Annotated in this window: 25 protein-coding genes; 11 read left to right on the forward strand and 14 right to left on the reverse strand. The window is 71.5% G+C overall.

Going from position 1 to position 25,022, the window contains the following annotated elements:
• Nucleotide 1: 1 nt before the first annotated feature.
• Nucleotides 2-1,255 (reverse strand): extracellular solute-binding protein, encoded by a 1,254-nt coding sequence (locus tag ACIBN2_RS18790; protein ID WP_399135574.1) that lies wholly within the window; start codon nucleotides 1,253-1,255, stop codon nucleotides 2-4.
• A gap of 240 nt (nucleotides 1,256-1,495) precedes the next feature.
• Entirely contained in the window at nucleotides 1,496-2,071 is a 576-nt protein-coding gene (locus ACIBN2_RS18795; protein ID WP_399135575.1) for a TerD family protein, read from the reverse strand.
• Between the two features lie 102 nt (nucleotides 2,072-2,173).
• On the opposite strand from ACIBN2_RS18795, the gene ACIBN2_RS18800 reads away from it, so the two are divergent.
• Nucleotides 2,174-2,413, forward strand: a complete 240-nt coding sequence (locus tag ACIBN2_RS18800; RefSeq protein ID WP_399135576.1) for a hypothetical protein — start codon at nucleotides 2,174-2,176, stop codon at nucleotides 2,411-2,413.
• 71 nt (nucleotides 2,414-2,484) lie between these two features.
• Here ACIBN2_RS18800 and ACIBN2_RS18805 read toward each other — a convergent pair whose 3' ends face one another.
• Nucleotides 2,485-5,916 (reverse strand): indolepyruvate ferredoxin oxidoreductase family protein, encoded by a 3,432-nt coding sequence (locus tag ACIBN2_RS18805; protein ID WP_399135577.1) that lies wholly within the window; start codon nucleotides 5,914-5,916, stop codon nucleotides 2,485-2,487.
• A gap of 122 nt (nucleotides 5,917-6,038) precedes the next feature.
• On the opposite strand from ACIBN2_RS18805, the gene ACIBN2_RS18810 reads away from it, so the two are divergent.
• The 3 genes from ACIBN2_RS18810 (at nucleotide 6,039) to ACIBN2_RS18820 (ending at nucleotide 7,790) form a co-directional block, all read left to right on the forward strand.
• Nucleotides 6,039-6,530, forward strand: coding sequence for an Lrp/AsnC family transcriptional regulator (locus ACIBN2_RS18810; RefSeq protein WP_399135578.1), 492 nt, complete (start codon nucleotides 6,039-6,041; stop codon nucleotides 6,528-6,530).
• Between the two features lie 131 nt (nucleotides 6,531-6,661).
• The gene (locus tag ACIBN2_RS18815) at nucleotides 6,662-7,477 is read left to right on the forward strand and encodes an SAM-dependent methyltransferase (RefSeq protein WP_399135579.1); all 816 of its coding nucleotides are present in this window, start codon (nucleotides 6,662-6,664) and stop codon (nucleotides 7,475-7,477) included.
• Between the two features lie 97 nt (nucleotides 7,478-7,574).
• On the forward strand, nucleotides 7,575-7,790 hold the full coding sequence (locus ACIBN2_RS18820) for a dodecin (protein ID WP_399135580.1): 216 nt from the start codon (nucleotides 7,575-7,577) through the stop codon (nucleotides 7,788-7,790).
• 75 nt (nucleotides 7,791-7,865) lie between these two features.
• Here ACIBN2_RS18820 and ACIBN2_RS18825 read toward each other — a convergent pair whose 3' ends face one another.
• Together ACIBN2_RS18825 and ACIBN2_RS18830 are read right to left on the reverse strand one after the other, a co-directional pair.
• On the reverse strand, nucleotides 7,866-8,357 hold the full coding sequence (locus ACIBN2_RS18825) for a hypothetical protein (protein WP_399135581.1): 492 nt from the start codon (nucleotides 8,355-8,357) through the stop codon (nucleotides 7,866-7,868).
• Between the two features lie 20 nt (nucleotides 8,358-8,377).
• The gene (locus ACIBN2_RS18830) at nucleotides 8,378-9,211 is read right to left on the reverse strand and encodes an alpha/beta fold hydrolase (RefSeq protein WP_399135582.1); all 834 of its coding nucleotides are present in this window, start codon (nucleotides 9,209-9,211) and stop codon (nucleotides 8,378-8,380) included.
• 135 nt (nucleotides 9,212-9,346) lie between these two features.
• On the opposite strand from ACIBN2_RS18830, the gene ACIBN2_RS18835 reads away from it, so the two are divergent.
• The 4 genes from ACIBN2_RS18835 to ACIBN2_RS18850 all read left to right on the forward strand — a co-directional run bounded on the left by ACIBN2_RS18835 (nucleotide 9,347) and on the right by ACIBN2_RS18850 (nucleotide 12,356).
• Nucleotides 9,347-9,772 (forward strand): (2Fe-2S) ferredoxin domain-containing protein, encoded by a 426-nt coding sequence (locus ACIBN2_RS18835; RefSeq protein WP_399135583.1) that lies wholly within the window; start codon nucleotides 9,347-9,349, stop codon nucleotides 9,770-9,772.
• Nucleotides 9,773-9,806: 34 nt separating this feature from the next.
• Nucleotides 9,807-10,799, forward strand: a complete 993-nt coding sequence (locus tag ACIBN2_RS18840) for an LLM class flavin-dependent oxidoreductase (RefSeq protein WP_399135584.1) — start codon at nucleotides 9,807-9,809, stop codon at nucleotides 10,797-10,799.
• A gap of 58 nt (nucleotides 10,800-10,857) precedes the next feature.
• Nucleotides 10,858-11,514 carry a tetratricopeptide repeat protein gene (locus ACIBN2_RS18845; protein ID WP_399135585.1) on the forward strand — a complete coding sequence of 219 codons (657 nt, stop codon included), beginning with the start codon at nucleotides 10,858-10,860 and terminating at the stop codon, nucleotides 11,512-11,514.
• Between the two features lie 83 nt (nucleotides 11,515-11,597).
• Nucleotides 11,598-12,356: a class I SAM-dependent methyltransferase gene (locus tag ACIBN2_RS18850; protein ID WP_399135586.1), complete on the forward strand. Its 759-nt coding sequence runs from the start codon at nucleotides 11,598-11,600 to the stop codon at nucleotides 12,354-12,356.
• Between the two features lie 21 nt (nucleotides 12,357-12,377).
• Here the strand turns inward: ACIBN2_RS18850 and ACIBN2_RS18855 are convergent, their stop codons facing one another.
• Entirely contained in the window at nucleotides 12,378-12,782 is a 405-nt protein-coding gene (locus ACIBN2_RS18855; RefSeq protein ID WP_399135587.1) for a nuclear transport factor 2 family protein, read from the reverse strand.
• A 181-nt stretch (nucleotides 12,783-12,963) separates the two neighbouring features.
• Here ACIBN2_RS18855 and ACIBN2_RS18860 point away from each other — a divergent pair, with 181 nt between their 5' ends.
• Nucleotides 12,964-15,342: an ATP-binding cassette domain-containing protein gene (locus ACIBN2_RS18860; RefSeq protein WP_399135588.1), complete on the forward strand. Its 2,379-nt coding sequence runs from the start codon at nucleotides 12,964-12,966 to the stop codon at nucleotides 15,340-15,342.
• A 30-nt stretch (nucleotides 15,343-15,372) separates the two neighbouring features.
• Here ACIBN2_RS18860 and ACIBN2_RS18865 read toward each other — a convergent pair whose 3' ends face one another.
• Nucleotides 15,373-15,891: an adenylate kinase gene (locus ACIBN2_RS18865; protein WP_399135589.1), complete on the reverse strand. Its 519-nt coding sequence runs from the start codon at nucleotides 15,889-15,891 to the stop codon at nucleotides 15,373-15,375.
• Nucleotides 15,892-15,956: 65 nt separating this feature from the next.
• Between ACIBN2_RS18865 and ACIBN2_RS18870 the strand changes: the two genes are divergently transcribed.
• Nucleotides 15,957-16,298 (forward strand): VOC family protein, encoded by a 342-nt coding sequence (locus tag ACIBN2_RS18870; protein WP_399135590.1) that lies wholly within the window; start codon nucleotides 15,957-15,959, stop codon nucleotides 16,296-16,298.
• On the opposite strand, the gene ACIBN2_RS18875 is transcribed toward ACIBN2_RS18870, so the two are convergent.
• A complete protein-coding gene (locus ACIBN2_RS18875) occupies nucleotides 16,290-16,727 on the reverse strand; it encodes a VOC family protein (protein ID WP_399135591.1) in 438 nt (145 codons plus the stop codon). The two genes, ACIBN2_RS18870 and ACIBN2_RS18875, sit on opposite strands and share 9 nt — an antisense overlap.
• A 225-nt stretch (nucleotides 16,728-16,952) precedes the next feature.
• Nucleotides 16,953-18,128, reverse strand: coding sequence for an alanine--tRNA ligase-related protein (locus ACIBN2_RS18880; RefSeq protein WP_399135592.1), 1,176 nt, complete (start codon nucleotides 18,126-18,128; stop codon nucleotides 16,953-16,955).
• 297 nt (nucleotides 18,129-18,425) lie between these two features.
• Here ACIBN2_RS18880 and ACIBN2_RS18885 point away from each other — a divergent pair, with 297 nt between their 5' ends.
• Nucleotides 18,426-19,172: an MBL fold metallo-hydrolase gene (locus tag ACIBN2_RS18885; RefSeq protein ID WP_399135593.1), complete on the forward strand. Its 747-nt coding sequence runs from the start codon at nucleotides 18,426-18,428 to the stop codon at nucleotides 19,170-19,172.
• Nucleotides 19,173-19,199: 27 nt separating this feature from the next.
• Here the strand turns inward: ACIBN2_RS18885 and ACIBN2_RS18890 are convergent, their stop codons facing one another.
• The 5 genes from ACIBN2_RS18890 to ACIBN2_RS18910 all read right to left on the reverse strand — a co-directional run bounded on the left by ACIBN2_RS18890 (nucleotide 19,200) and on the right by ACIBN2_RS18910 (nucleotide 24,750).
• Entirely contained in the window at nucleotides 19,200-21,305 is a 2,106-nt protein-coding gene (locus ACIBN2_RS18890; RefSeq protein ID WP_399135594.1) for a DUF6114 domain-containing protein, read from the reverse strand.
• Nucleotides 21,306-21,345: 40 nt separating this feature from the next.
• Nucleotides 21,346-22,005, reverse strand: coding sequence for a DUF6230 family protein (locus tag ACIBN2_RS18895; RefSeq protein WP_399135595.1), 660 nt, complete (start codon nucleotides 22,003-22,005; stop codon nucleotides 21,346-21,348).
• 210 nt (nucleotides 22,006-22,215) lie between these two features.
• Nucleotides 22,216-22,848 carry a DUF6230 family protein gene (locus ACIBN2_RS18900; RefSeq protein WP_399135596.1) on the reverse strand — a complete coding sequence of 211 codons (633 nt, stop codon included), beginning with the start codon at nucleotides 22,846-22,848 and terminating at the stop codon, nucleotides 22,216-22,218.
• Nucleotides 22,849-23,170: 322 nt separating this feature from the next.
• The gene (locus tag ACIBN2_RS18905; protein WP_399135597.1) at nucleotides 23,171-23,980 is read right to left on the reverse strand and encodes a lysophospholipid acyltransferase family protein; all 810 of its coding nucleotides are present in this window, start codon (nucleotides 23,978-23,980) and stop codon (nucleotides 23,171-23,173) included.
• Nucleotides 23,980-24,750 (reverse strand): GNAT family N-acetyltransferase, encoded by a 771-nt coding sequence (locus ACIBN2_RS18910; protein WP_399135598.1) that lies wholly within the window; start codon nucleotides 24,748-24,750, stop codon nucleotides 23,980-23,982. The genes ACIBN2_RS18905 and ACIBN2_RS18910 overlap by 1 nt, the downstream gene beginning before the upstream one ends.
• Nucleotides 24,751-25,022: the final 272 nt, after the last annotated feature.

Here is a 25,022-nt window from a genome sequence, read left to right on the forward strand (position 1 = left end):
ATCAGGTCAGCCTGTTCAGTACGTCGGTGATGCGGCGGGAGGCCCGGCGGGCCTCCGTCGCCGGATCGGCTCCCGTCAGCACCTTGGTCATGTACTGCTTGATGGGGTTGTCGGCCTCCACCGCGCCCCACTGGGGCGTGCTCGGTGTGGCCCGGCCCTGTGCGGCGCCCGCGGCCATGGCCGCGACGCCCTCCTCGCCGGCGACATGCCTGGCGAGCGTCTTCTTGTTGGGGACGTAGTTCATGGTGCGGGCCAGGTCGGTGTCCCACTTGGCGCTGGTGAGCGCGGCGACGACGGCGACGGCACCGTCGTGTTCGCGGGTGTTGTTCGGTATGACGAGGTCGGAGCCGCCGGTGAAGACGGCACCGGGGTGGGCGGCGGTCCGGCCGGGTACCGGGAAGAAGCCCAACTTGCCCTTCAGGCCCGGGTTCTGCTGGACGACGGTGCGTGCCAGGCCCGGGACCGCGACCATCTGCGCCACCTTGCCCTTGGCGAACACGCCCGCCTGCGGCGGGTGTTCCTCGTCGGCGCCGGTCGGTCCGTCGCCGAGGGCCTGCAGGTGGCGGTAGAAGTCCATGCCGCGCAGGGCGGCCGGGGTGTCCAGGGTGCCGCGCCAGCCCTCGCCGTTGCCGTCGTCGGCCAGGTCCCCGCCCTCGTCCCAGATGAACCCGGCGAGTGTGTACCAGTCCTGTCCGGCGAGATAAATGCCCTGGTTGCCGCCGGAGTTGAGCTTCTCGGTGGCGTCGAGCCACTGCTCCCTGGTGCCGGGTGCGGCCTTGATGCCGGCCTGCGCGAACAGGTCCTTGCGGTAGACGACGACCCGGTTGGCCGCGTACCAGGGGATGCCGTACTGGTGGGAGAGGAACTGTCCCGGCTCGGCCAGGCCGGGCAGCCAGCTCTCGCTGCCCCAGCGCAGCGCCGACTCCAGGGTCAGGTCGAGCAGCCGGCCTCCCTCCACGTACTGCGGCACCTGGGTGTTGCCGACCTCGATTACGTCGGGTCCGTCGCCGGAGCCGGCGTCCAGCGCGGCCTGCACCTTGGGGCCGATGCCGGTCCACTGCTGGATGCGGATGTTCAGCCGGAGGCTCGGGTTGTCCCGCTCGAAAGCCGCGGTGAAGCGTCGCAGAAAGCTCGGCGAGGCGCTGTCCTTCATCAGCCATGCCGTCACGGTGCGTCTGCTCTTTCCACCGGGTTCGAGCCCGCAGGCGCTGACGAGACCGACGGAGGAGAGGGCGAGGAGGCGACGTCGTCTCACGAGGGGTCCTGTTCTGTCTGACGGACAGGGGAAAGGGCCCGACGTGGGGGGACGAGCCCAGGGGCTCGCACGGGTCGTCCGGGATTTTGGTATGGACCAATGCGGGAGTCAAGGGGGTGCGGAAGCCGCGCTGGTGGAGGAAGGCGACCAGAGTCGCGTTCGACGAACGAAAGGCGGCCGGCGCACCTCGATGCGCCGGCCGCCTTCACGTCTTGCCGGAGTGCGCGCCACGCGCCGGGTTCAGACGTTGACCCCGAAGTCCGAGGCGATGCCGGCCAGGCCCGAGGCGTACCCCTGGCCCACCGCGCGGAACTTCCACTCGCCGCTGTGCCGGTACAGCTCCCCGAAGACCATCGCGGTCTCGGTCGAGGCGTCCTCGGAGAGGTCGTAGCGGGCGATCTCCTGGCTGTTCGCCTGGTTCACCACCCGGATGAAGGCGTTGCGGACCTGGCCGAAGCTCTGGCCCCGCGCCTCCGCCTCGTGGATGGAGACAGGGAACACGATCCGGTCGATGTCGGCCGGCACGCCCGCGAGGTTCACCTTGATGCTCTCGTCGTCGCCCTCGCCCTCACCGGTGAGGTTGTCACCGGTGTGCTCCACCGAACCGTCGGGGCTGCGGAGGTTGTTGTAGAAGACGAAGTGCTGGTCCGAGGCGACCCTGCCCGAGGTGTTGAGCAACAGCGCCGACGCGTCCAGGTCGTAGTCCGCTCCGGTGGTGGTCCGCACATCCCATCCCAGACCGATCAACACCGCGCTCAACCCCGGCGCTTCCTTGCTCAGCGACACGTTGCCGCCCTTGCCCAGGGATACTCCCACGGCTCATTCCTTCCGATCGCGGGTCGACTGCCGACTGTACGGTCACTGGGTTTCAACGCCATATCCCACCACCGCGGTTCCCACGCTTGCGCAACAACTAAAATGACGCCCGTGGAGACGACCGACGTGACGGGCTGGGAGACCGCGGTGCTCGACGGAGGGCCCGCGGACGGACTGCGGATGAAGGTCTCCGACCGCCCGCGGGTGATCCAGGTGACGTACCCCTGCCAAGTCGAGGAAGGCCCTCAAGGCCTGCGTGCGGAAGGGGTGTTCATCTACCGCCGCGACTACGGCGTGAGCGGCGAGCCACTGCGGTACGGCTACGACATCGCCAGCCCCTGAGGGGCGCGGTACGGCACCTCGCTCCTACCCGCGCGCGCCGCCCCCGTCAGCCCTCTCAGCTGCTCAGTTGCTCAGCTGCTCAGCTCACGCAGTGCGTCGCGGGCCTGCTCGCGGTACTCCTCGACCCGCGCCATCTTGATGTGCTCGTAGCCCCGGATGGACTGCGGGAGTTCGGCGATCCGTACGACCGTGTCGGCGTTGTCCGGGGTGAGCCGGTCCAGTGCCTGGCGCATCAGCTGCTGGTACTGCGTGACCAGAGCGCGCTCCGTGCGGCGCACGGCGGCGTACGCGAAGGGGTCCAGCGGGGTGCCGCGGAGCCGGCGGGCGGCCCGCAGAGCGCGGAACGCAGGGCCACTGGTGCGGCGCAGGCGGATCTTGCGGTCCATGCCCAGCGCTCGCAGGACGGGCGGGTGCAGCATGACCGAGACCGTGGCGTCCGCCCCGAACTCGGCGCGGATACGGGCCTGTTCGGCGGGGTCGAGGTGCAGGCGGGCCACCTCGTACTCGTCCTTGTACGCCATCAGCCGGTGCAGTGAGGTGGCGAAGGCGTGCGCGATCCGCCGGGCGTCCTGTTCCCCCGCGCGCTCGGCGGCGAGACGGGTGACGGCCTCGACCGCCTGCCGGTAGCGGTCCGCGTAGGCGCCGTTCTGGTACTCGGTGAGGTCGCCGGCGCGCAGGTCGACCGCCTCTTCCAAGGTGGTGCTGCGCGGGGCCTCCTCCTGCTGCCGCGGTGCGGCGGCCTGCCGCACCGCCTCGGGGTCGAGCACCACGGCGCGCCCCCAGCGGAAGGCGGCCAGGTTCTTCGCCACCGAGGCGCCGTTGAGCTCGATGGCGCGTTCCACCGCCTCCGCGCCGACGGGCAGGCAACCGTGCTGGTAGGCCGCGCCGAGGAGCAGCATGTTGGCCGGCATGTGGTCGCCGAAGAGCTGTTCGGCCAGGCCCTGGGCGTCCAGCGGGAGCAGTGCCTCGGAACGGGTCGCCGAGGCGATCTTGTCGAGTGCGTCCTGGGGGCCGCCGGGCACGGCCACCCGCCGGGTGATCATGGCGGCGGTGGGCACGACGGCCGTGTTGACGACCGCGACCGTGCGCTCGGGCGAGCAGGTGGCCAGGTTCGGGTCGGACGCGGCGCCGAGCAGGTCGTAGCCGATGAGTACGTCGACGCCGGTGCCGGAGGCGCGCACCGCGCCGGTGACGGGGTCCTTGCCGATGCGGACGTCGCTGACGACGGGGCCGCCCTTCTGCGCCAGGCCGGTCTGGTCCAGGCCCGCGGCGTGGAGTCCGTCCAGGTGCGCGGCCATCTGGAGGATCTGGGAGACGGTGACGACGCCGGTGCCGCCGATGCCGGGCATGCGCAGGACGACTTCGTGGTCGGTGAAGTGGCGCTCCGGCTCGGGCAGCGAGCTGGGCGGTTCGGGCAGACGGGCAGGTGCGGAGGCGGCCGAGGTGCCCGGTTCGACCAGGAGAAAGGAGGGGCAGTCGCCCTTGAGGCAGCTCAAGTCGGAGTTGCAGGACGGCTGGTGGATACGGGTCTTGCTGCCGAACTCGGTCTCGACGGGCTGCACGGACAGGCAGGTGGACTGCTCGGCGCAGTCGCCGCAGCCTTCGCAGACCCGCTCGTTGACCACGACCTTCTCGGCGGGCGCCGGCAGCAGGCCGCGTTTACGCATCCGGCGTTCCTCGGCGGCGCAGCGGTCGTCGTGGATCAGCACCGTGACGCCCTCGACGGCGGCGAGTTCGCGTTCGACGTCGGCGAGGTCGTCGCGGTGGCGCACCGAGGCCCGCGCGTCGAGGCGTGTCCCGCGGTAGGTGCGCGGCTCGGGCGTGGTGATGACGATGCGCCGCACTCCCTCCAGCGCGAGCAGCCGGGTGAGGGCGACGACGTCGAGGCCCCCTTCGACGCTCTGCCCGCCGGTCATGGCGACGGCCTCGTTGTAGAGGAGCTTGTAGGTCATGGTCACTCCGGCCGCGACGGCGGCGCGGACGGCGAGCGAACCTGAGTGGTGGAAGGTGCCGTCCCCGAGGTTCTGCACGAAGTGCCGGTCGTCGGTGAAGGGGGCGAGGCCGAACCACTGCGCTCCCTCACCGCCCATCTGCGTCACGCCGATCTGGTTGCCGCGCATGCCGCTGTCGTCGAGGGCGACCATGGCGTGGCAGCCGATCCCGACGCCGACCAGGGTGTCCTCGGTGGTGCGGGTGGAGAGGTTGTGCGGGCAGCCGGAGCAGAAGAACGGGGTGCGGGAGGCGACGAGCGGCAGCATGCGCAGTCCCGAGGGGCGCGGCCGCCCGACGAGCGCCCGGGCCTGGCTCGGCAGGCGCTCGGTGCCGATGAGGCGGGCCAGTGCCCGGGCCACCTCCTCGGCCTTGAGGGTGCCGCGGACCGGCAGCAGCGTACGGCCGGAGGCGTCTCGGCGGCCGAGGACGACCGGTGCGCCGGGCCGCCCGTAGAGCGCCTGCTTGAGGTGGCCCTCCAGGAAGTCGCTCTTGTCCTCCACCACCAGCAGGCGCTCCAGGCCCTCGGTCAGCTCCGCCAGGTGCTCGCCGTCCAGCGGATAGGGCATGCCCAGCGCGATGAGCCGGATGCCGAGGCGTTCCAACTCGGCCTCGTCGACGCCGAGATCGCTCAGTGCCCGGCGCACCACGGCGAAGGACGTCCCCGAGGCGAGGACGCCCAGGGTGGCCTGCCGGGCGGAGGCGACGACGCGGTTGAGGCGGTGCTCGCGGGCGTAGGCGCGGGCGATGGCCAGTCGGCGGGTCAGCAGGTCCTGCTCGGCGTCCAGCGCGGCGGGCCCGACCAGCACCGGCGGCTTGCCGGCCGGCCGGCGCTCGGGCACGGGAACGTCGCGGCCGAGGTCGGTCAGCTCGACGGTCGCCGAGGAGTCCGCGACATCCGAGACGATCTTCAGGGCCGTCCAGAGCCCCGCGGCCCGGGACAGGGCGACCGCGTGCAGGCCGTAGTCGATGAGTTCGCGCACCGAACCGGGTGCGAACAGCGGCAGGTAGAGGCTCTGGCACATCGCCTCGCACGAGCTGGGCAGCGTGGAGGACTTGCAGTCCGGGTCGTCCCCGATCCAGGCGACGGCCCCGCCCAGCGGTGCCGTGCCGGCCATCGTCGCGTGCCGGATCGCGTCCGCGGCCCGGTCCAGGCCCGGGTTCTTGCCGTACCAGAATCCGGTGACGCCCTCGTGGCGGGCTCCCGGCAACCGGCCGAGCAGCTGGGTTCCGCCGACCGCGGTGGCGGCGAGTTCCTCGTTCAGACCGGCCTTGAAGACCACTCCGGCCTCGTCGAGGAACCGGGCGGCGCGGCCCATCTCCAGGTCGACTCCGCCCAGCGGAGAGCCCTGGTAGCCGGAGACGTAGACGCGGGTGTCCAGCCCCCGGTCCCGGTCGAGGCGCCGCTGCTCCAGCGTGAGCCGGACCAGCGCCTGCACCCCCGACATCAGGGCACGTCCGTCGGCGGCCGTGTACTTGGCGTCGAGCGACGAGGAGACGACCGGGACGCTCACGCGTTCCTCCACTGGATCCGGGGAGCAGGAGTGGGCACAGTGCACAACCGGGTGACACTCGACGCAAGACCTGTGAGGCCGAACGCTCCGAAGACGCAAACAATTGATGGACACGGCCCGGCATGCTTGATTCCATTGCGCCATCGCAGGCCGAAGAAGGGGTGTCGATGGTGCCGTACGAACTCGACGAGACCGATCACCGGCTGCTGCGTCTGCTCCAGGCGGACGGGCGGCGCACGTTCTCGGAGATGGCCCCCGAGGTCGGTCTCTCCGTGGCCGCGGTGAAGCGCAGGATCGACCGCATGCGTGAGGCCGGGGTCATCACGGGCTTCACCGTCCAGGTCGACCACGCCAAACTCGGCTGGGGCATCGAGGCGTTCACCGAACTGCGCTACGCCGGCACCACCAGCATCAAGGACATCCTCGCCAGCACGACCCGCACGCCCGAGGTGCAGGCGGTGTTCACCATCGCCGGCGACCTGGACGCCCTGGTCCACATGCGGGTGCGCGACATCAACCACCTTCAGGAGGTCATCGACCGGCTGCGCGGCTCGGGCAAGGTGATCGGCACCAGGACCCTGATGGTGCTCGGCTCGTGGACGCGGGAGGACTGAGCCGGATCGCCCCGCCGCCCGTCGGCAAAATGCAATTGCATGGCGAACTGGTCTATGGGACGGGGGCGTTGGCCTCTAGGTTATGCGTGGAAGCATTCAACGACGCCTCGGCTGAAAGACGGACGCCACGCATGACGGACCCTGAGACGACGCACGGACCTTCGGCACACGCGAAGATCGACACTTCGGTGCCGCACTCGGCCCGGATCTGGAACTACTGGCTGGGCGGCAAGGACAACTACCCGGTCGACGAGGAGGCGGGCGACGCGTACACCGCCGTGTTCCCCGGCATCGTCACCATCGCCCGCAGCAGCCGCGCCTTCCTGCGACGCAATATCACCTACTTGATCACCGAGGCCGGCATCCGGCAGTTCCTGGACATCGGCACCGGCCTGCCGACCGCCAACAACACGCACGAGGTGGCCCAGCAGCTGGCACCCGAGGCGCGGATCGTCTACGTCGACAACGACCCGATGGTCCTCTCCCACGCCCGCGCGCTGCTGTACTCCTCGCGCGAGGGGGCGACCGCCTACGTCGACGCCGACGTCATGGACCCGGACCGCATCCTGGCCGCCGCCGCCGAGACGCTGGACTTCACCCGGCCCACGGCGCTGATCCTCAGCAACATCCTGGGTCACGTCGGCGACTACAAGGACGCCCGTTCCATCGTGACCCGGCTGATGGACGCGCTGCCCTCCGGCAGCTACCTGTCCATCAACGACGGCTCGCGGGGCATCGACCCGGTCTTCGAGCAGGCACAGGACGCCTACAACGAGAGCGGGGCCGTCCCCTACAACCTGCGCACCGTCGACGAGATCACCGCGTACTTCGAGGGTCTGGAGCTCATCGACCCCGGTGTCGTGTCGGTTCCGCTGTGGCGTCCGGAGGCCGACGGGCCGACCCCGGTGGTCATAGGCGAGCACGGCGGCCTGGCCCGAAAGCCCTGACGGCCAACGGCCGGCCGGACATGTCGCGCTCCGCCGCGCCTTGGGGCACGGTGGAGTGACGCGTGACACAGGTGTCACGGCGGAGAGGAGCACCGGCATGTCGAACCACACCTACCGGGTCACGGAGATCGTCGGTACGTCGCCCGACGGCGTCGACCAGGCCATTCGCAACGGCATCTCCCGTGCCTCGCAGACCCTGCGCAACCTGGACTGGTTCGAGGTGACCCAGGTCAGGGGCCAGATCGAGGAGGGGCAGATCGGGCACTGGCAGGTCGGTCTGAAGGTGGGGTTCCGGCTGGACGAGGACAGCTGAGACCAGGACAGCTGAGGGGGCGGGCCTGGGGAGCGGACCGAGGGGGCGGCCGCACGGCCGAAGCGCCGGTCCGTCTCAGGTCCGCCCCTCCCCCTCCTGCGCCGTCCTCAGCGCGGCCGACGGGGCCGCCCACTGTGCCCGTACGACGGGAAATCCGGCCCGCTCGGCGTCCTCGCACACCATCTCGTCGTCGTCGACGACCACGCGGACGTCCCGGTCGCGGGCGAGGCGGCGAAGGGTCTCCAGTTTGGTGCGGCGCGCGGGCCTGCGGTCGTCGTTGCGCCGCATGTGCACCCGCCCGTCGGGCAGCCCCTGCGCGGCGAGCCAGTCGAGCGTGTCGCGCCGGCAGCGCTCGGGCCGGCCGGTGAGATAGACGACCTCGCACTCCTTCGCGCTCTCCAGCGCCAGCGCGATGCCCTCCGGGATCGGCGGATCGGCGGGTGCTGCGGCGAAGAACGCGTCCCAGTCGCGCGGCTTGCGCTCCAAGTACCGCTGCCGGTGGGCCGTGTCGGCGAGCGTGTTGTCCAGGTCGAACACGGCGAGGGGGCGTCTGCTGCTGTCGGTCACACGGTCACCCTAAACAGCGGTCAGCCGGCCTGCTCGAGGAAGGCGAGGAGCGCGGCGGTGAGTTCGGCCGGAGCGTCCTCCTGTACGAGGTGACCGGCGCCGGCGATCGGCTCCAGGCGCGCACCCGGGATGCGGGCGACGAGTTCGTGCCCCTTCGCCGGCGGGATCCAGGTGTCCTCCTGGCCCCAGCAGACCAGCGTGGGGATGCCGATCTCGCCGTAACGGTGCTGCACTTCGTTGGTGTGGCGCTGGTCGGCCTGCGCGATCTGCCGGTAGAAGGCCGCCTGGCCCGGCTCGCCGAGCCAGGGTGCGACGAGCCGTTCCAGTACGGCGGGGTGCAGGCCACGGCTGCTCGCCGAGCCCACGTACTCGCGCACCAGGGCGCCGTGCAGGGCGGGCGGCAACTGCTCGAAGACGTCGGCGTGCTTGCCGACCAGCCGGAAGAAGGGGGAGCCCCAGGGCAGCAGCGCGACCGGATCGACGAGCGCGAGGGCCCGGTAGCGCGCCCCGTGCAGCAGATGGGCCCGCAGGGAGACGGCGCCGCCGAAGTCGTGGGCCACCACGAGCGGTTCCGCGAGCCCCCAGTGCGCCAGGAGTTCGACGAAGACCCGGCCCTGGGCGGCAAGGGAGACGTCCTGCCCGGCGGTCATCTGCGAGGCGCCGTAGCCGGGCATGTCCCACACGAAGACCTGGTGGCGGCGGGAGAGCGAGCGGGCGACGGCACGCCACACGTACGAGGAGAAGGGCGTGCCGTGGCAGAGGACGACCGGGTCCCGGCCCTGCTCGCCGAGCATGTCCCAGCGAACCTCGCCGGACGCGCTGCAAAAGGTCTTGGTCAGCGGCCAGTCACTCACAGAGGTGCTCCCGGGCGTCGTGATCGGCCGTGACGCGTACACGCTAGCAACCGGCCACGCCCGGACGGACACCCTTCACGCTCGCGGCTCACCCCGCCCACTCCCGGTACAACCCGTATGGATCATGCTTCTCCCATGCCATCCGCTCTTCCCTCCCCCCGCCGCACCGTGCTCGGCCCGGCCCTGCGGCGCCCGTGCACGCTCGTCGTCTGCCGGGGCTGCTGCTGCGGCCACCCGGGCAAGCACCCCGGCACCGACCACGCCCGGCAGCTCGACCGGCTGCGGGCCGCGGCGGCCGAGCACGGGTTCCAGGTCCGTACGACCGACTGCCTGGGCCCGTGCGACCAGGCGAACGTCATCGTCGTCCAGCCCTCGGGCGAAGGCCGCCGGGCCGGCGGGCGGCCCACCTGGGTCGGCTTCGCCATGGACGACGCCTGCACGGAGGAGATCGCCGGCTGGGCGGCGGCGGGCGGTCCGGGCGTCGCCGAGCCGCCCATGACACTGGAGCTGCAGTTCATCCGGCCGCGCCGGGAGGCCCGGACACGCACCCGGGCCCGGTGAGGAATCCTGCGGGCCGCCAGGTGTTGAACCATGTATGAGCTCCGCGATCGCCTCGACCCGTTTCTCCGTCCTCGACCGCTCCCGCACCCGCGAGGGCCACACCGACGCGGAGGCGCTGCGTGACACGGTGGGGCTGGCTCGGGAACTGGAGACGCTGGGCTACCACCGTGTGTGGGTGTCGGAGCATCACGGCGTGCCCGGGGTCGCCGGGTCCGCGCCGACCGTGCTCGCCGCCGCCGTCGCGGGAGCGACGCGCTCGATCAGGGTCGGCACCGGCGGTGTGATGCTGCCCAATCACCAACCCCTGATCGTGGCCGAGCAGTTCGGGGTGCTCGAGTCCCTCTTCCCCGGCCGCATCGACATGGGACTCGGCCGTTCCGTCGGGTTCACCGGGGGCGTGCGCAAGGCGCTGGGCCGGAACATGGGCGACGCCGAGGACTTCGAGGCGCAGCTGCACGAGCTGCTCGGCTGGTTCCGCGGAACCTCGCCGACGGGGGTGCACGCCCGGCCCGCCGAGGGCCTGACCGTGCCGCCGTTCGTCCTGGCCATGGGCGAGGGCGCCGCGATCGCCGCCCGCATGGGCCTGCCCATGGTCATCGGCGATCTGCGCAACCGCGAGAAGATGCAGCGCGGCATCGATCACTACCGCACCCACTTCCGGCCCTCCCCCTGGGCGAGCGAGCCGTACGTCGTCATCTCCGGCACCATCGCCGTGGCCGGCACGCCGGAGGAGGCCCGGCGGCTGCTCATCCCGGAGGCCTGGTCGATGGCGTACTCCCGCACCCACGGCACCTTCCCGCCCCTGCCGCCCGCCGAGCGCGTCGAGGGCCTGGCCATGACCGACAAGGAACGCGGCTTCTACGAGACCGGTCTCGCCGGCCACATCGCCGGCACCGAGGATCAGGTCGCGCACGAACTGGAGACGGTGCTGAAGGAGACCGGGGCGCAGGAGGTGCTGGTGACGACCAGCACGTACGACCGTACGGCGCTGGTGGACTCGTATCGCCGCCTCGCCCGGCTGTGGTGACCCGGACGGTACGGAGTTAGCCTCGGCGCTGTCATCGTCCGACGGGGAGGGGTACGGCATGCAGGGCATCCGGGAGCACGACTGGGTCGAACGTACGGGAGAGCTCTTCGAAGCGGCGATGTTCCAGGGGGACAGCTCCGCGCTGGAGCGCTCCGACGAGGTGCTGGACGCGGTCGAGGCGCCCCTGGCGATGGCGCGGGGCAAGGTGCTGCACGTGCGCTTCCTCAACGACCGCGAGGAGAACGGCCGGGAGCTTGAACTGTTCGAGCGGGCGGCCGAGTTGTACCGGCGGCTGGGGGACGCGCCGGGTGAGGCGGACGCGTTGTTCTGGATCGGGTGCTGGCATCAGGTGGTGAAGGGCGACGGCACCACCGGCCGGCCGTACTTCGAGCGGTCGTACGCGCTGGCGAAGTCCGTCGACGACCGGATGACGATGTCGTACGCGATCCGCCATCTCGGCTTCGCCGACAAGGACGCGGGCCAACTCGACCAGGCCCGCGAGCGGTTGACCGAGTCCGTGACGCTGCGCCGCGAGATCGGCTTCCGGCCGGGTGAGGCCGCGGGCCTCGTGGCGCTGGCCTACCTCGCGGCCGAGACCGGCGACCGGGCGGCGGCGTTCCGCCACCTCGACGAGGCGCAGGCGGTCGCCGAGGAGTGCGGCGCCAAGGCCGTGTCGGGGTGGGTCGAGCAGGCGCGCACGCTGATCGGCTCGTAGGCCGGGGCCGTTCGGGCGAGTCTCAGATGTCCCACCGGTCGAAGGCGGCCCGAACCGGCCTTCCAGCGGACGCAGGAGAAGCCATGAGACCGATCGACTACGACACCGAGCAGCACCAGCACTACGCGCGCGGCCGGGCGCTCACTCAGCCTCAACTGCACGTGTGGATCGGCGCTTTCGACGCGCTGCTGCCCGACCGGCGCCCGCTGACGGGGCTGGACATCGGCTCGGGGACCGGCCGGTTCACGCCGGCGCTGGCGAACGCGTTCGGGCCGGTCACCGGCGTCGAGCCGTCGGCCCGCATGCGTGAGGTGGCGCATGCGCAGTCCCGGCATCCCGCCGTGCGGTATCTCCCGGGCACCGCCGAGGAGATTCCGGCGCCGTCCGGCGGCGCCGACTACGCGCTCCTGGGCTGGTCCTGGCACCACGTCCGGGACAAGCCCCGGGCCGTCCAGGAGCTGGCCAGGGTGCTCAGGCCCGGCGGGCGGCTGCTCCTGCGCACGAACTTCAGCGACCACCACCCCCGGCCGTGGTGGCTCGAGTACTTCCCCCGCGGTTACGAGGCGGACGCCTCGATCTTCCAGCCGCTGCACGAAGTCATCGCGATGTTCACGTCGGCGGGCTGGCGCGTGGCCGGCTTCGGCACGGTCACCGAGCCGTCCGCGGGCACCCGCGCCGACATGCTCGAACGACTGCGCCTGCGCACCCTCTCCTTCTTCGCCCAGCTCACCCCCGACGAACTCGAAACCGGCTTCCACCGCCTGGAACAGGCCGTCGCCGTGGACCCCGATGCCCCGGCCCCCTTGTTCGCCGAGCCGCTGCTCACGCTCGAACCGCGCTGAGAGTCAGTGCGTGCCGGACGATCAGTCGCCGAGGTATGCCTGGGCGACGGCGTAGGTGTCCTCGTAGAGGTGGTAGCGGGTGATCCGCCCGTCCCGGACGGTGGTGTGCAGGGCGAACGCGGTGTCGATGTCCCGGCCCGTCTTCTTGACCTCGGAGACCATGCGCCCGATGAGCACCACGTCGTCGCCCTCGGCGATGACCTGGCGCAGGTCGAACTCCTTGGCCTGCACGTGGGTTTGCAGCAGCTCGAAGAACGTCCGCATGCCCTCCGCCGAGTCGACCTCCGGTACCCACGGAATGCCCGGCGGGTGCGGAATCGAGAACGACACCGAGTCGGCGAACAACGCCGCGGCCTCCGCGCTCTTTCCCTCGGCGAGCAGCGGGAACAGGCGTTGCACGGTCTGTGCCGGTGACACTGTTGTCATGTGTTCCGACGTTACAGGCCGGACCTGCGGCGCAAGCCCATAAGCCGCTGAATCATGCCGAGGCCCTCAGTCCCCCCGCACCCGCGCCGCTCACCGAGCGTCACACCCTGCGTCGGCATAGGATTGCGGGGTTTGTCCCATCCTTCCGCCGCAGCCGAGAACCGTACGGAGCTCCCCCCTCATGCCCGGCCCCCACGTCCCGCACAACGGTAGTCACGGCCACGACGCCCACGACCCCTACGTCCGCGTCCGTGGAGCCCGCGAGCACAATCTCAAGGGTGTGGACGTCGACATTCCGCGGGATGTGCTGGCCGTGTTCACGGGGGTGTCCGGGTCGGGGAAGTCCTCGCTCGCCTTCGGGACGATCTACGCCGAGGCGCAGCGCCGCTACTTCGAGTCGGTCGCGCCGTACGCGCGCCGGCTGATCCACCAGGTCGGGGCGCCGAAGGTCGGGGAGATCACCGGCCTGCCGCCCGCGGTCTCGCTGCAGCAGCGGCGCTCCGCGCCGACCTCCCGCTCGTCCGTCGGCACGGTCACCAATCTCTCGAACTCGCTGCGGATGCTGTTCTCCCGTGCCGGGGACTACCCGCCGGGCGCCGAGCGCCTCGACTCCGACGCGTTCTCCCCCAACACGGCCGCCGGGGCCTGCCCCGAGTGCCACGGGCTGGGTCAGGTCCACCGTACGAGCGAGGAGTTGCTGGTACCGGACCCGTCCCTGTCGATCCGGGACGGCGCGATCGCCGCGTGGCCGGGTGCCTGGCAGGGCAAGAACCTGCGCGACATCCTCGACGCGCTCGGCCACGACGTCGACCGACCCTGGCGCGAACTGCCCGCCGAGGCACGGGAGTGGATCCTCTTCACCGACGAGCAGCCGGTCGTCACCGTGCACCCGGTGCGCGACGCGGACCGTATCCAACGGCCGTACCAGGGCACGTACATGAGCGCCCGCCGCTACGTCATGAAGACCTTCTCCGACTCCAAGAGCCCCACCCTGCGCACGAAGGCCGAACGCTTCCTGGCCGGCGCTCCCTGCCCGGCGTGCGGCGGAAGCAGGCTGCGCCCGGAGTCGCTGGCGGTGACCTTCTGCGGCCGCACGATCGCCGAGTTCGCGGCGCTGCCGATCACGGATCTGGACTCCGCGCTGCACGCCACCTCGGAGACCGCCCGCGTGCTCACCGAGGACCTGCACTCCCGGATCGCGCCGATCCTCGAACTCGGCCTGGGCTACCTCAGCCTCGACCGCCCGACCCCCACCCTCTCGGCCGGCGAGCTGCAACGGCTGCGCCTGGCGACGCAGTTGCGCTCCGGACTGTTCGGTGTCGTCTACGTCCTCGACGAGCCGTCCGCGGGGCTGCACCCGGCGGACACGGAGGCCCTGCTCACCGTCCTGGAACGGCTGAAGGCGGCGGGCAACTCGGTGTTCGTCGTCGAGCACCACCTCGACGTGATGCGCGGCGCCGACTGGCTGGTGGACGTGGGCCCGCACGCGGGCGAGCACGGCGGCGAGGTGTTGTACAGCGGGCCGGTGGCCGACCTTGCCTCGGTCGCCGAGTCCGCCACAGCCCACTACCTCTTCGACCACTCCCCCGCCGCCGTACGTCAAGTGCGCACCGCACGAGGAGAGTTGAAGGTCGGCCCGGTCACCCGGCACAACCTGCACGGTGTGACGGCCGAGTTCCCGCTGGGCGTCTTCACCGCCGTCACCGGCGTGTCCGGCTCCGGCAAGTCCACACTCATCGGCGAGATCACCGAGGACCTCCCGGGCGTGCGGCGGCTGGTCTCGGTCGACCAGAAGCCCATCGGCCGCACCCCGCGCTCCAACCTGGCCACGTACACGGGTCTGTTCGACGTCGTACGCAAGCAGTTCGCGGCCACCGACGCGGCGCGCGAACGGAGTTATGGCGTCGGCCGCTTCTCCTTCAACGTCGCCGGAGGCCGCTGCGAGACCTGTCAGGGCGAGGGCTTCGTCAGCGTGGAGCTGCTCTTCCTGCCCAGCACCTACGCCCCCTGCCCGGACTGCGGCGGCGCCCGCTACAACCCCGAGACGCTCCAAGTGACGTACCGGGGACGGAACATCGCGCAGGTGCTGGACCTGACGGTGGAGAGTGCGGCGGAGTTCTTCGCCGACACCCCGGCGGTGGCCCGCAGCCTGGCGACCCTCCTCGACGTGGGCCTCGGCTACCTCCGCCTGGGCCAGCCCGCCACGGAACTCTCCGGCGGCGAGGCCCAACGCATCAAGCTGGCCAGCGAGTTGCAGCGCGGCCGCCGCGGCCACACCCTCTACCTGCTCGACGAACCCACCACCGGCCTCCACCCCGCCGACGTCGAGGTCCTGATGCGCCAGCTGCACGGCCTCGTCGACGCCGGCCACACGGTGATCGTCGTCGAGCACGACATGTCGGTCGTGGCCGGCGCGGACTGGGTCATCGACCTCGGCCCTGGCGGCGGCGACGCGGGCGGCCGCATCGTGGCGGCGGGGACGCCGACGCGGGTGGCGGAGGCGGAGGGAAGCGCCACGGCGCCGTATCTGAGGCAGGTGCTGGAGCCGCGGACGGCGTGAAGGCAGGGGCGGGCGGTGCAGCGCTCCGCATCACAGGGCTGCCACCCAGGCCGCGGTCTCATCGGGGTGCGCGAAGCGCACGGTGTCGAGGGGCGCGAACCGCGGATCGTTCGTGCGGCGCGTGATCTCGTCGCGGCGGCCCGCGTGCTGGGACCACGACCACCACACCGGGTGCTCCCTGCTGAGCCAGCCCGCCCAGGTCTCGCGGTTGCCGCCGAAGACGCGCTCGCGGGTGAGCGTGCGCCGAAGCGAGCGGCGCAGGACCCGCGGCATCACGACGCGCCTGCCGTAGTCCAGCCAGAGCACGGTGTCGGCCTGCTCCCACAGCAGGTCACGGACCTCCGGGTAGCCGATGGAGTCGATGATCCAGCGGGGCTCGGCGACGATGCGCGACACCGCTTCGCCGAGCTTGTCGTCGACCGCCCAGCCGGGACCGGAGAAGTACAGCGCGTCCATCTCGTGATACGGCACGCCCAGGCGTGCGCCCACGGCCCGCGCGAGTGTGGACTTGCCCGCACCCGTGACACCCACCACCAGGATCCGCTCCATCCCGCGCACCCTACAGCGGCGCCGAATCCGCACGTCCCGCCCTGCGCCCGACCTATGGTGACGCCATGACCCTCACGCTCTTCGCAGGCATCCCGGTCAACGACTACGCGACGGCGCTGGCCTGGTACGAACGGCTCCTCGGCTCCCAGCCGGCGTTCTTCCCGAACGACAAGGAGGCGGTGTGGGAGCTCGCCGAGCATCGGTACGTGTACATCGAGCACCGGCCCGGGCACGCGGGCCACGCGCTGCACACCGTGTTCGTCGACGACCTCGATGAGCGTGTCGCCGGAATCGCCCAGCGGGGCGTTGAACCGACGAGCAGGGAGACGTACGCCAACGGCGTGCGCAAGGTGACGTACCACGACCCGGACGGCAACGAGTTCGGCTTCGGCGGCGCCTCAGCGTGAGCCGGCCGGGCCCTCCTCGTCGTGCAAGGAGGGAGCGTAAGAGATCCCGACGATCAGGCCGTCCGCCGTGAGAAGTCTGGCCACCGTCTGGCCCCACGGCTCGGTTCGGGCCTGGTGCACCAGCTCGAAGCCCGCGCGCTGAAGCTCGGTACCGGCGGCTGAGACCGCTTCCGCGTTCGCCACCTCGAACTCGATCGATGCCTGCGGGACCACGCGGTCGGCAGGCCACTGGGCCGTGCCGAAGCATGCCTCGGCCGCCTGCGAGAGCGGCCAGAGGCCGAAGTGCTTGCTGCCGGGGATGCTCCCGCTGGAGTAGTAGCCGTCGTCTTCCCCCTCCAGGGGGAGGCCCAGGGCCTCGATGAACAGCTTGCGGCTCTGCGGCGGGTCTGCGACCACCGCCGCCACGCTCGTGATGAAGAGGACGTCCATGCCGGTGGAATCTCCCTGCTGCGACTGGACTGCAAGGGCGGGGATTCGGCGTCGGCCGCACCGCTTTCGGCGGCCGACACCGCTCAACCTATCCGCCTGCTTGGCGAGAACCTGGACACTCGTGCCCGCACCACCGTGGGTCACCCGATCGAGGCGACGCAGTTTCGCACCGCCGATCACAGCTGTGCGGTCATACCACCGGTCACCCGGCGCCGGTCGTGCTCGTCAGCCGGTGGTGCGCAGGCCGGCGACCAGGTCGCGGGGCAGGCCGTGGGTGTCGTGGAGGTAGCGGAAGTCCTCCTCGCTCAGCGGGCCGTTGAACTCCGGTCGACAGAGCACTCGTTGGCCTCGTTCGAGGAGTTCGGTGAAGCGCCGTTCCTCGTGCAGGAGCACGTCCCGGACGGTTCCAGGTCCGTAGGGCTGGTGGAAGTGGTTCAGGGTGTGTTCCACGAGTTCCACGGGCAGGTCGATCAGGGTGTGTGAAGGGTCGTCGCGCCGGAGTGTGGTGAGCAGGCGGCGGATCAGGCGGCGCAGTACGTAGCCTCGGCCGGTGTTGGACGGGCGCACCCCGTCGCCGATGACGACGATGCTTGAGCGCAGGTGGTCGTGGAGCAGACGCATCGAGCGCTCGTCCAGGTCCCACAGCCGCGGCAGCAGTCGCGTCCATGGTTCGAACAGGTCCGTCTCGTAGACCGAACCGCATCCCTGGAGGACGGTCAGCAGGCGTTCCAGGCCCATGCCCGTGTCGATGCCGGGCTGTCGCAGGGGTTCGAGGGTGCCGTCCTCGTGACGGTGGTAGCGCATGTGTACGTGGTTCCAGATCTCCACCCAGCGCGGGTCGGTGGTGGGGGTGCCCTGGGGCGGGGTGTCGGAGCCACCGGTCCAGATGAAGATCTCCGAGTCCGGGCCGCAGGGGCCGACAGGGCCGTTGGACCACCAGTTCTCGTCGCCGGTCTGCTCCACGGGCAGCCCCAACTCCTGCCACGTGCGCAGGGATTGGGTGTCGGGGCCGACCTGGTCGTCGCCACCGAAGACCGTGACGTACAGGCGCTCCTGCGGGATGCCGAAGCCGTCGCGCAGCAGTTCGTGTCCCCAGCGCAGGCTTTGCGAATGGCCGTAGTCGCCCAGGGACCATGAGCCCAGCATCTCGAAGACCGTCAGATGGGTGGGGTCACCGACCTCGTCGAGGTCGGTGGTGCGCAGACAGCGCTGGACGTTGACCAGACGCCGGCCCTGGGGGTGCGGACGGCCCAGGAGGTACGGGGTCAGGGGGTGCATGCCGGACGTGGTGAACAGCACCGGGTCCGTGGGCGGCGGCAGGAGGGTGCTGCCGGTGATGGGCCGGTGCCCGCGTTCGCGGTAGAACTCGGTGAACGTCTCTACGACCTGGCCGGTGTTCATGGTGGTGGTCCTTCGGGTCATGGGGACCGGAAGGGACCGCGGGAGCGGCACTTGCGCGCCTGCGAGCCTGCGCGTTCGCGAGCCTGCGAGTCTGCGAAGAGGGGGCGGCCACATCCCGGCGGTCCGTTTCCGGCCGCCGGGGAAAGGTGAAGAGGTCAGGCGTCGGCAGCCGGCGAGTTCGTCGCTCGCGCGGCCGCGGTGGGGCTGCAACAGGTCCTGACCTTCATGGACGTAACGCTAGCAAGGGAGCGGAAAGTCCGTCGCCCGGTTTTCGGGCGGGCGTTAGGGTCTGCTCTCATGCGACTGACGGTTCTCGGCGGCTGCGGTGCCTGGCCCACCGCGGTGCAGGCGTGCAGCGGCTATCTCGTCGAGTACGACGGCTTCCGCCTGCTGCTCGATCCCGGTTACGCCACCCTGCCGCGCCTGTTGCACCACCACACCGTCGACGCGGTCGACGCCGTGCTGGTCAGCCACGGGCACCCGGACCACTGCGCCGACCTCAACCCCCTGCTGCGTGCAAGGGGGTTGAGCGACGATCCTCCGCCGGCCCTGCCGTTGTACGCCCCGCGCGGAGCGCTCGACGCGGTACTGGCGCTGGACAAGCCGAGCATGCTGGCGGCGGCGTACCGTCTGCACGAGTTCGATCCCGGCGATCGGTTCGAGATCGGCCCGTTCACCGTCGGCACCCGGCTGCTGCCGCACTTCGTGCCCAACGCCGGCATCCGGCTCGGCACACCGCACGGCGTGCTGGCCTACACGGGCGACACCGGCCCGAGCACCGACATCCCGCTCCTCGCGGAAGGCGCCGACCTGTTCCTGTCGGAGGCCACCCATATCCACCGGGTTCCGACCGTCGACGCGCCCTACCTGCTGACCGCTCGCCTGGCCGCCCGGTACGCCCAACAGGCTGACGTCGCCCGGCTCTTGCTCACCCACCTGTGGCCGGGCACGGATCCGGTGACGGCCCGGGAGACGGCCGCGGAGCTCTTCGCGGGGCCGATCGACGTCGCCGTACCGGACCTCGTCGTCGAACCGGCTTCCTGATCGAAGGAGCAGGCCGGTTCGCCGGAGTCAGCGGGATGCCGTCTGGTGGAGACCGGGGACGTCCAGATCGTCGGCGCTGAGGTACTGGTTGTACGCGGTGACGTTCGTGAAGAAGATCGGGATGGGCAGGGTGAGCCCCGGCGGCAGCGGGGGCGGCATGCTCGGGGTGAACGTGACGGGGAGCAGACCGAGGAGGTTCCCGCTGAGGACCTTGGTCAGCAGGACCACGGGCTGACCGGTGGCGACCGTCGTGCTGGAGGGGGCGCCGTCCGTCTCCAAAGTGTCCTGGCAGGGATACCAGGGGCCGGGTGCGGTCGGGTCCACGCTGCCGATACCGGGAATGCCCATGTCCAGCAGAGGCAGCCGCAGGCCGGGCAGGCCGTGGAAGGGCGGAGCGGGCGGCAGAGGCTGATTGCGGCCGCATCGGGGGGAAAGGAGAGGCGCGGTCTGGCGCAGGCTCTCGATGTCGAGGCGGGACACGGTGAAGACCAGGACCTCCTGGGGGCCGTACGCCGTCGGCACCTCGGTGATGCCGTGATAGGTCAGGCCGGTGAGCACCATCAGGGGGCTGCGGACCCGGAACGGCTGGGCCGCGGCGCGTACCTGGTACGCGGCGGCGTCGACACCGAGCCTGAGGGAGATCAGGGGCTGCGGAAGGCACCATGGCGAGTGCTCGCCCTGGCCGGAGCCGGCGTCCGGTGTGATGTGCAGGGGCAGCAGCGACAGCAGGCCGTCCATCCGCCCGTCGCCGGGCAGGGGCGGGATGTTCAAGGACAGGACGGATGGCGGCACGGCCTTGCCGGCCGCGCCGCCGGACCGGCCCGGCTGCTCGTGCGACGCACCCGGCCCTGCGGAGTGGCCGGGCTTGCCGCGCCGCAGCGGGCCGGCGGAGCTGCTCGGGCGCGGCGTCGCACGGTCGTGCCGGGCGGCCGGGCCGCTGCCGTGTTCGTCGCGTGCGTCGGGTGCATCGTGTGCATCGCGTGAACCGTCCAGGCCCAGCAGGCCGGCGACCGAGCCGAGAAGGCCCCCGCCGGATGAATGTGCCGGAGCGGGCACAGACTCGACGGGTTCGGATCCCCGTCCGGACTTGTGTTTGCCGTGTGCCTCGGTACGCGGCTTCGGCACCCGAGGACCACGGGACGCGTGCGAGCCCGGCGGGCCGGAAACCGCGGGGGCCGAGCCCGTGGGGTGGTGAGCGGGCTCGGGCCCGTCGTCCGGTGCGTGGCCCGGCTCGGCGCCCGCCGGGTTGCGGCTTCCCGTACCGGGCGCGGTGGGTGCCTTCCCGGCCAGCAGTCCACCGAGCAGAGAACAGACGGTCAGGCCCTGGGGAGTCTCTTCGTCGGCGGTCTCCCCGGGCACGCCGGGTGGAGCGTCGGCGATGTTCGACACCGTCCGGGGGTGGTGCGCGGGGGCTGCCTGCAGCCCACCGGTCAGCAGAGCCCCGATCGGCAGCACACCAAGAGCCCGCATACGGGTCGTGCGCCAGGTCAGGGGTTTCGTGCGGGGGCTGCCGCCGGCCTGTCCGCCGCCGCCCGTCTGCTCTCCGTCGCCACCTTCCCCGGCGCCCGGTTCACCGGAACCGTCGGCGCCACCAGGGCCGCCGGTCCCACCGGGGCCGCCCGGACCACCCGGACCGCCCGGCTCCTCAGGGTCGCCCGATCCCCCGGGGCCGTCCGAGCCGTTCCCCCGGCGCCAGTCCGGCCAGATCGGCGGCCGGGCCGGAGGCCGTGGGTACGGCACCCAGCTCACCGCCATCGCGCCGCCGGCGATGCCCAGCAGAAAACCGATCAGGAAGCCGCCGAAATTGGAGAGCACGAGTGAGGCGACGGCGAACACCAGCGTCGCGATGCCCGCGAACACCCGGTGCCCGGGCGCCAGCCACATGCTGAGCGCGAGGACCACCATGAAGATCCCCATGAGTGACCCCGCCACGCCGGCGATGCCCTCATGCATCATGATCGGCAGCGGTGCGAACGGGATGGAGAGCAGCTCGACCCCGGCCAGCAGCGTCCACACCCCCGCCCAGAACGGACGGCTGCGCCGCCAGTCGTCGAAGGCGTTCCACCACCTTGGCCGCCGCCCGTCAGCGGCTGCCTTCCCCTTGCCTCCAGCGCGCAGCCGCGCACTACTCACGTCGCTCTCCCGGGGGTGTGGTGGTTTGCGTGACACGGCATCAGAAACACGAGTGGTCGCCGACCTTCACGCTCAGGTGGAGTCCCGGCAGCCGGAACGTCGCCGCACTCACCGAGCGTGTCTGCTGCCGCAGATCATCGATGCGTACGGTGTCGGCCTGCTCGCCGAAGCCGCCGGGCTCGCCGTGCACACCGGGCACCCCCCGCACGGTGGCGGCGTCCTGGCCGATGTTGATGTTGTGGAAGAGCGCGTCACCTTGCAGGTCGTGAGTGTCCGCGACGAGCCGGTACGCCTGCGCGGGGCTCCCACCGTCGCCTGAGGTCAGGCGCAGGGTGACGGGCCCGAAGAGAGGCACGTCCTGTACGACGGACTGGCACAGGTCGTACAGCTTGGCGTACCGGATCCCGGAAAGTGCTTCCGGGTAGGAGGCATGAGCACCTCGGTCCAGCACACCGAACTGGACGAACCCGCGCCCTTCGAGGGTGCTGGCTCCGATCTGGAAGCTCTGGCCGGAAACCGTGAACGAGTTGGGCGACACTCCGAAGGACGCGGCCAGGGCGCCACGCGCCATCGCCGTGCACAACGCGGCGGACGCGAGCAGGGTGGGCACCATGGCCACGGCCAGACGCCTCCATCGGGTGTGACCGGTGAGACATGTGCTCGCGGTGGTCTGTGCGGCACTGTCGGCGATGCTTGTCATCCCTCTCCCCGTCAGACATTCGGGGCCGGCCCACCGGGCCGAGAGACCCCGACGCCCGAGTCTCGGGCGCTATGCATCGCCAACTGCCGTGGGACCCGCATGTGACTCCGCGACCGGGCGAGGGACCCAAATGGGGGGATGCCTTCACCCGCTCGGTCCAAAGTGAGCCCGGCGGGAGCCAAAGGGAGCCGGAAGGAGGGGGTGGGCCGTTCAGTAGCAGGGCTTGGCTCCGGCCTTCACACCCAGGTGCAGGCCGGTGAGCCGGAAGGTCGCCGCGGTCACCTCACGGGTCGACTGCCGCAGGTGATCGATGCGTACGGTGTCGGCCCGCTGTCCGAAGATTCCCGCCGCGCCGTCGGGGCCGTTCTTGAAGGTCGAGGCGTCCTGTCCGATGGTGATGTCGCTGAACACCGCGTCGCCGCCGAGGTCGTCCGTGTGGACGACGAGATTGTCCGCGTGCGCGGGCTTGCCGCCCCCGCCGGCGCCGATCCGCAGCGTGGTCTCGCCGACGACGGGGAGGCTGACGACCATCGACTGGCACAGGTTGTACAGGTCGGCCGACTCGATGCCGGCGATGGCCTCCGGATACGCCTCGGACTTCGATCGATCCATCCCGACGTACTGGGTGAAGCCGGTGCCCTGCAGCCGGTCGGCGGAGATCTTGAGGTTCTGTCCCGAAATCACCATGGACTGTGCGGAGACCGCGAGGGAGACAGGGAGGGCGCCCGCGCTGACCGCCGCCAGGAGTGCCCCGGACACCAGCAGCGTCGGCACCATCACCCAGCCGAGCCGCGACCACCGGGTGTGCCCCGCGGGGCGGGAACCGGGATCAGGGACCGTCATCACTGCCTCCCCGCCTCGAGCGGTGCCGGGCGGGGGCGGGACAACACCCGCGCCGCCGGTAGCGGCCGTCGGGCCACAGCCTCATTGCACCCTGGGGCCTGGGGGTCGGCAACCGGAGCACTCGCGGCACGCCCCCTGCGGCACGCACCCGGAGCGGACCGCGAAACCGTCACGCCACGGGACCTTCACGCCGCCGGATTCGAGCGCCATCGAGCCGGCCGGGGCATTGCGGCACCGTGTTCCGGCCTCGGACCGAGGGCCGCTGCTGCGGCCGCGGCCGCAGCAGCAAGGTGCGCGCGACCCACGAGGGTCTCGTAGCGAGCTAGGCCACCAACGCCGCGTGGATCCAGCCCAGTTGACCCGCTGTCGTCGGCTGCGCCGCCCGCGCCAGCGCCCGCCGGTCGCCGTGCCTGCCCGGTGCGATGGCCTCGCGCACCTCGACCTCGGCCACCAGCCCCCGTGCCGTCAGCACCCGCCACACCGACGTCAGCAGCGAGTCGTCGCCGATGAAGGCGGGCGCCGTGCTGGGCGTGCCGCCCTCGATCCGGTAGCGCAGGCGCACCGGCTGGACGGGGACGCCCGCGTCCAGTGCGGCCTGGAAGGCGGCCCGCCGGAAGGTGCCCTGGGCGCGGCCGCACCAGGTGCTGCCCTCGGGGAAGACCCCGACGGCGTGACCGCGGCGCAGCGCGTCCGCGATCTGGGCGACCGTGCCCGGCAGGGCGCGCAGCCGGGTGCGGTCGATGAACAGCGCGCCGCTCCGCGCCGTCAGCCAGCCGGCCACGGGCCAGCCGCGGATGTCGGACTTGGCGACCATGCGGGCGGGGCGGACGGCGGCGAGCAGCGGGATGTCCAGCCAGGAGATGTGGTTGGCGACCAGCAGCAGTCCGCCGGTGGGCGCGGCGGCACCGGTGACACGGACCTGGACCCCTGCGGCCCGTACGATCCACCGGCACCACCGCCTCACCAGCTCGGCGGGGATCCTCCCGCCGAGTGGCAGCAGCGTTGTCCCGACGACCATCAGGACCACGACTGCCGCCATCCGCAGCACGGCGCGCGGTACGGCCGCGGCGGACTCCGTCGCCTCTATGCACGCCCCCGGGGTGCAGGGCGCGCTGGGCTGCCAGGCGCTCATCAGGCCGGCACGAGCGAGAGGAAGTGCCGCAGATAGCGCGGGTTGACCCGGCGCATCGACAGCAGCACGTACAGATCGGCGACCCCGAAGTCCGGGTCGTGGGCGGGCTCCGCGCACACCCAGGCGCCCAGGCGCAGGTAGCCGCGCAGCAGGGCGGGGAGTTCGGTGTTCGCGGCCGGGCCGGCGGTGCCCGGGACCCAGGGCAGCAGCGGCCGTACGCGGTACTCCTCCGGGGCCAGGTGCTTGGCCCGCACCCGGTCCCAGGTGGCGGAGGCGAGCTTGCCGCCGTCGGCGAGCGGGATGGAGCAGCAGCCGGCCAGCCACTCGTGACCGTGGTCGACCATGTAGCGGGCGATGCCGGCCCAGATGAGGCCGATGACGGCGCCGTCGCGGTGGTCGGGGTGGACGCAGGAGCGGCCGACCTCGACCAGGCCGGGCCGGATCGCGTCGAGCGAGGTGAGGTCGAACTCCCCCTCGGAGTACAGGCGTCCGGCCACCGCGGCACGCTCCGGGGGCAGCAGCCGGTAGGTGCCGACGACCTGGCCCGTGATCTCCTCGCGCACCAGCAGGTGGTCGCAGTAGGCGTCGAAGGCGTCGATGTCGTGGCCCGGCTGCGCGGTGGCGAGCAGGGCGCCCATCTCCCCGGCGAAGACGTCGTGCCGCAGCCGCTGCGCGGCACGCACGTCGTCCTCGTCGCGGGCGAGCGAGACGCTGTAGCGGGTGGGCGCCGCGGGCTGCGGGGGACGGTCGAGCGTGGAAACGCCGTTCATGGCTCTCTCCTGGTCACGGGCCGGGGCGGCGAGGCGGGGGCGGCTGAGCGGTGTCGTGCGGTCCGCCGCCCCTGTTCTTCCGACGCCGACTGACCTTCGAGTAACCGGCGCAGAGAGCGCGGGTGTGAGGTTGCTGAACGGCTCGGGCCACACCTGTCAGTTCGCCGGAGCGCTGTGCGCCGGCCATCTGCGGGTCTCCGCCGTACCACCCGGGCCGCGCCACGCGGGCCGGTCCGCTCGCCGCAGCCCGGACTCCGGGCTCCCCCTCGAAC

It is taken from the genome of Streptomyces sp. NPDC050534 (assembly GCF_044457745.1).
Taxonomy (GTDB): domain Bacteria; phylum Actinomycetota; class Actinomycetes; order Streptomycetales; family Streptomycetaceae; genus Streptomyces.

What these genes read in the sequence shown, in the direction of transcription:
- ACIBN2_RS18880 (WP_399135592.1), bottom strand. Translation starts at nt 18,128, where the DNA reads ATGAACACCGGCCAGGTCGTAGAGACGTTCACCGAGTTCTACCGCGAA.
- ACIBN2_RS18900 (WP_399135596.1), bottom strand. Translation starts at nt 22,848, where the DNA reads ATGACGGTCCCTGATCCCGGTTCCCGCCCCGCGGGGCACACCCGGTGG.
- ACIBN2_RS18815 (WP_399135579.1), top strand. Translation starts at nt 6,662, where the DNA reads ATGACGGACCCTGAGACGACGCACGGACCTTCGGCACACGCGAAGATC.
- ACIBN2_RS18860 (WP_399135588.1), top strand. Translation starts at nt 12,964, where the DNA reads ATGCCCGGCCCCCACGTCCCGCACAACGGTAGTCACGGCCACGACGCC.
- ACIBN2_RS18910 (WP_399135598.1), bottom strand. Translation starts at nt 24,750, where the DNA reads ATGAACGGCGTTTCCACGCTCGACCGTCCCCCGCAGCCCGCGGCGCCC.
- ACIBN2_RS18840 (WP_399135584.1), top strand. Translation starts at nt 9,807, where the DNA reads ATGAGCTCCGCGATCGCCTCGACCCGTTTCTCCGTCCTCGACCGCTCC.
- ACIBN2_RS18875 (WP_399135591.1), bottom strand. Translation starts at nt 16,727, where the DNA reads ATGGACGTCCTCTTCATCACGAGCGTGGCGGCGGTGGTCGCAGACCCG.
- ACIBN2_RS18895 (WP_399135595.1), bottom strand. Translation starts at nt 22,005, where the DNA reads ATGACAAGCATCGCCGACAGTGCCGCACAGACCACCGCGAGCACATGT.
- ACIBN2_RS18905 (WP_399135597.1), bottom strand. Translation starts at nt 23,980, where the DNA reads ATGAGCGCCTGGCAGCCCAGCGCGCCCTGCACCCCGGGGGCGTGCATA.
- ACIBN2_RS18865 (WP_399135589.1), bottom strand. Translation starts at nt 15,891, where the DNA reads ATGGAGCGGATCCTGGTGGTGGGTGTCACGGGTGCGGGCAAGTCCACA.
- ACIBN2_RS18820 (WP_399135580.1), top strand. Translation starts at nt 7,575, where the DNA reads ATGTCGAACCACACCTACCGGGTCACGGAGATCGTCGGTACGTCGCCC.
- ACIBN2_RS18850 (WP_399135586.1), top strand. Translation starts at nt 11,598, where the DNA reads ATGAGACCGATCGACTACGACACCGAGCAGCACCAGCACTACGCGCGC.
- ACIBN2_RS18855 (WP_399135587.1), bottom strand. Translation starts at nt 12,782, where the DNA reads ATGACAACAGTGTCACCGGCACAGACCGTGCAACGCCTGTTCCCGCTG.
- ACIBN2_RS18835 (WP_399135583.1), top strand. Translation starts at nt 9,347, where the DNA reads ATGCCATCCGCTCTTCCCTCCCCCCGCCGCACCGTGCTCGGCCCGGCC.
- ACIBN2_RS18885 (WP_399135593.1), top strand. Translation starts at nt 18,426, where the DNA reads ATGCGACTGACGGTTCTCGGCGGCTGCGGTGCCTGGCCCACCGCGGTG.
- ACIBN2_RS18845 (WP_399135585.1), top strand. Translation starts at nt 10,858, where the DNA reads ATGCAGGGCATCCGGGAGCACGACTGGGTCGAACGTACGGGAGAGCTC.
- ACIBN2_RS18810 (WP_399135578.1), top strand. Translation starts at nt 6,039, where the DNA reads ATGCTTGATTCCATTGCGCCATCGCAGGCCGAAGAAGGGGTGTCGATG.
- ACIBN2_RS18870 (WP_399135590.1), top strand. Translation starts at nt 15,957, where the DNA reads ATGACCCTCACGCTCTTCGCAGGCATCCCGGTCAACGACTACGCGACG.
- ACIBN2_RS18800 (WP_399135576.1), top strand. Translation starts at nt 2,174, where the DNA reads ATGACGCCCGTGGAGACGACCGACGTGACGGGCTGGGAGACCGCGGTG.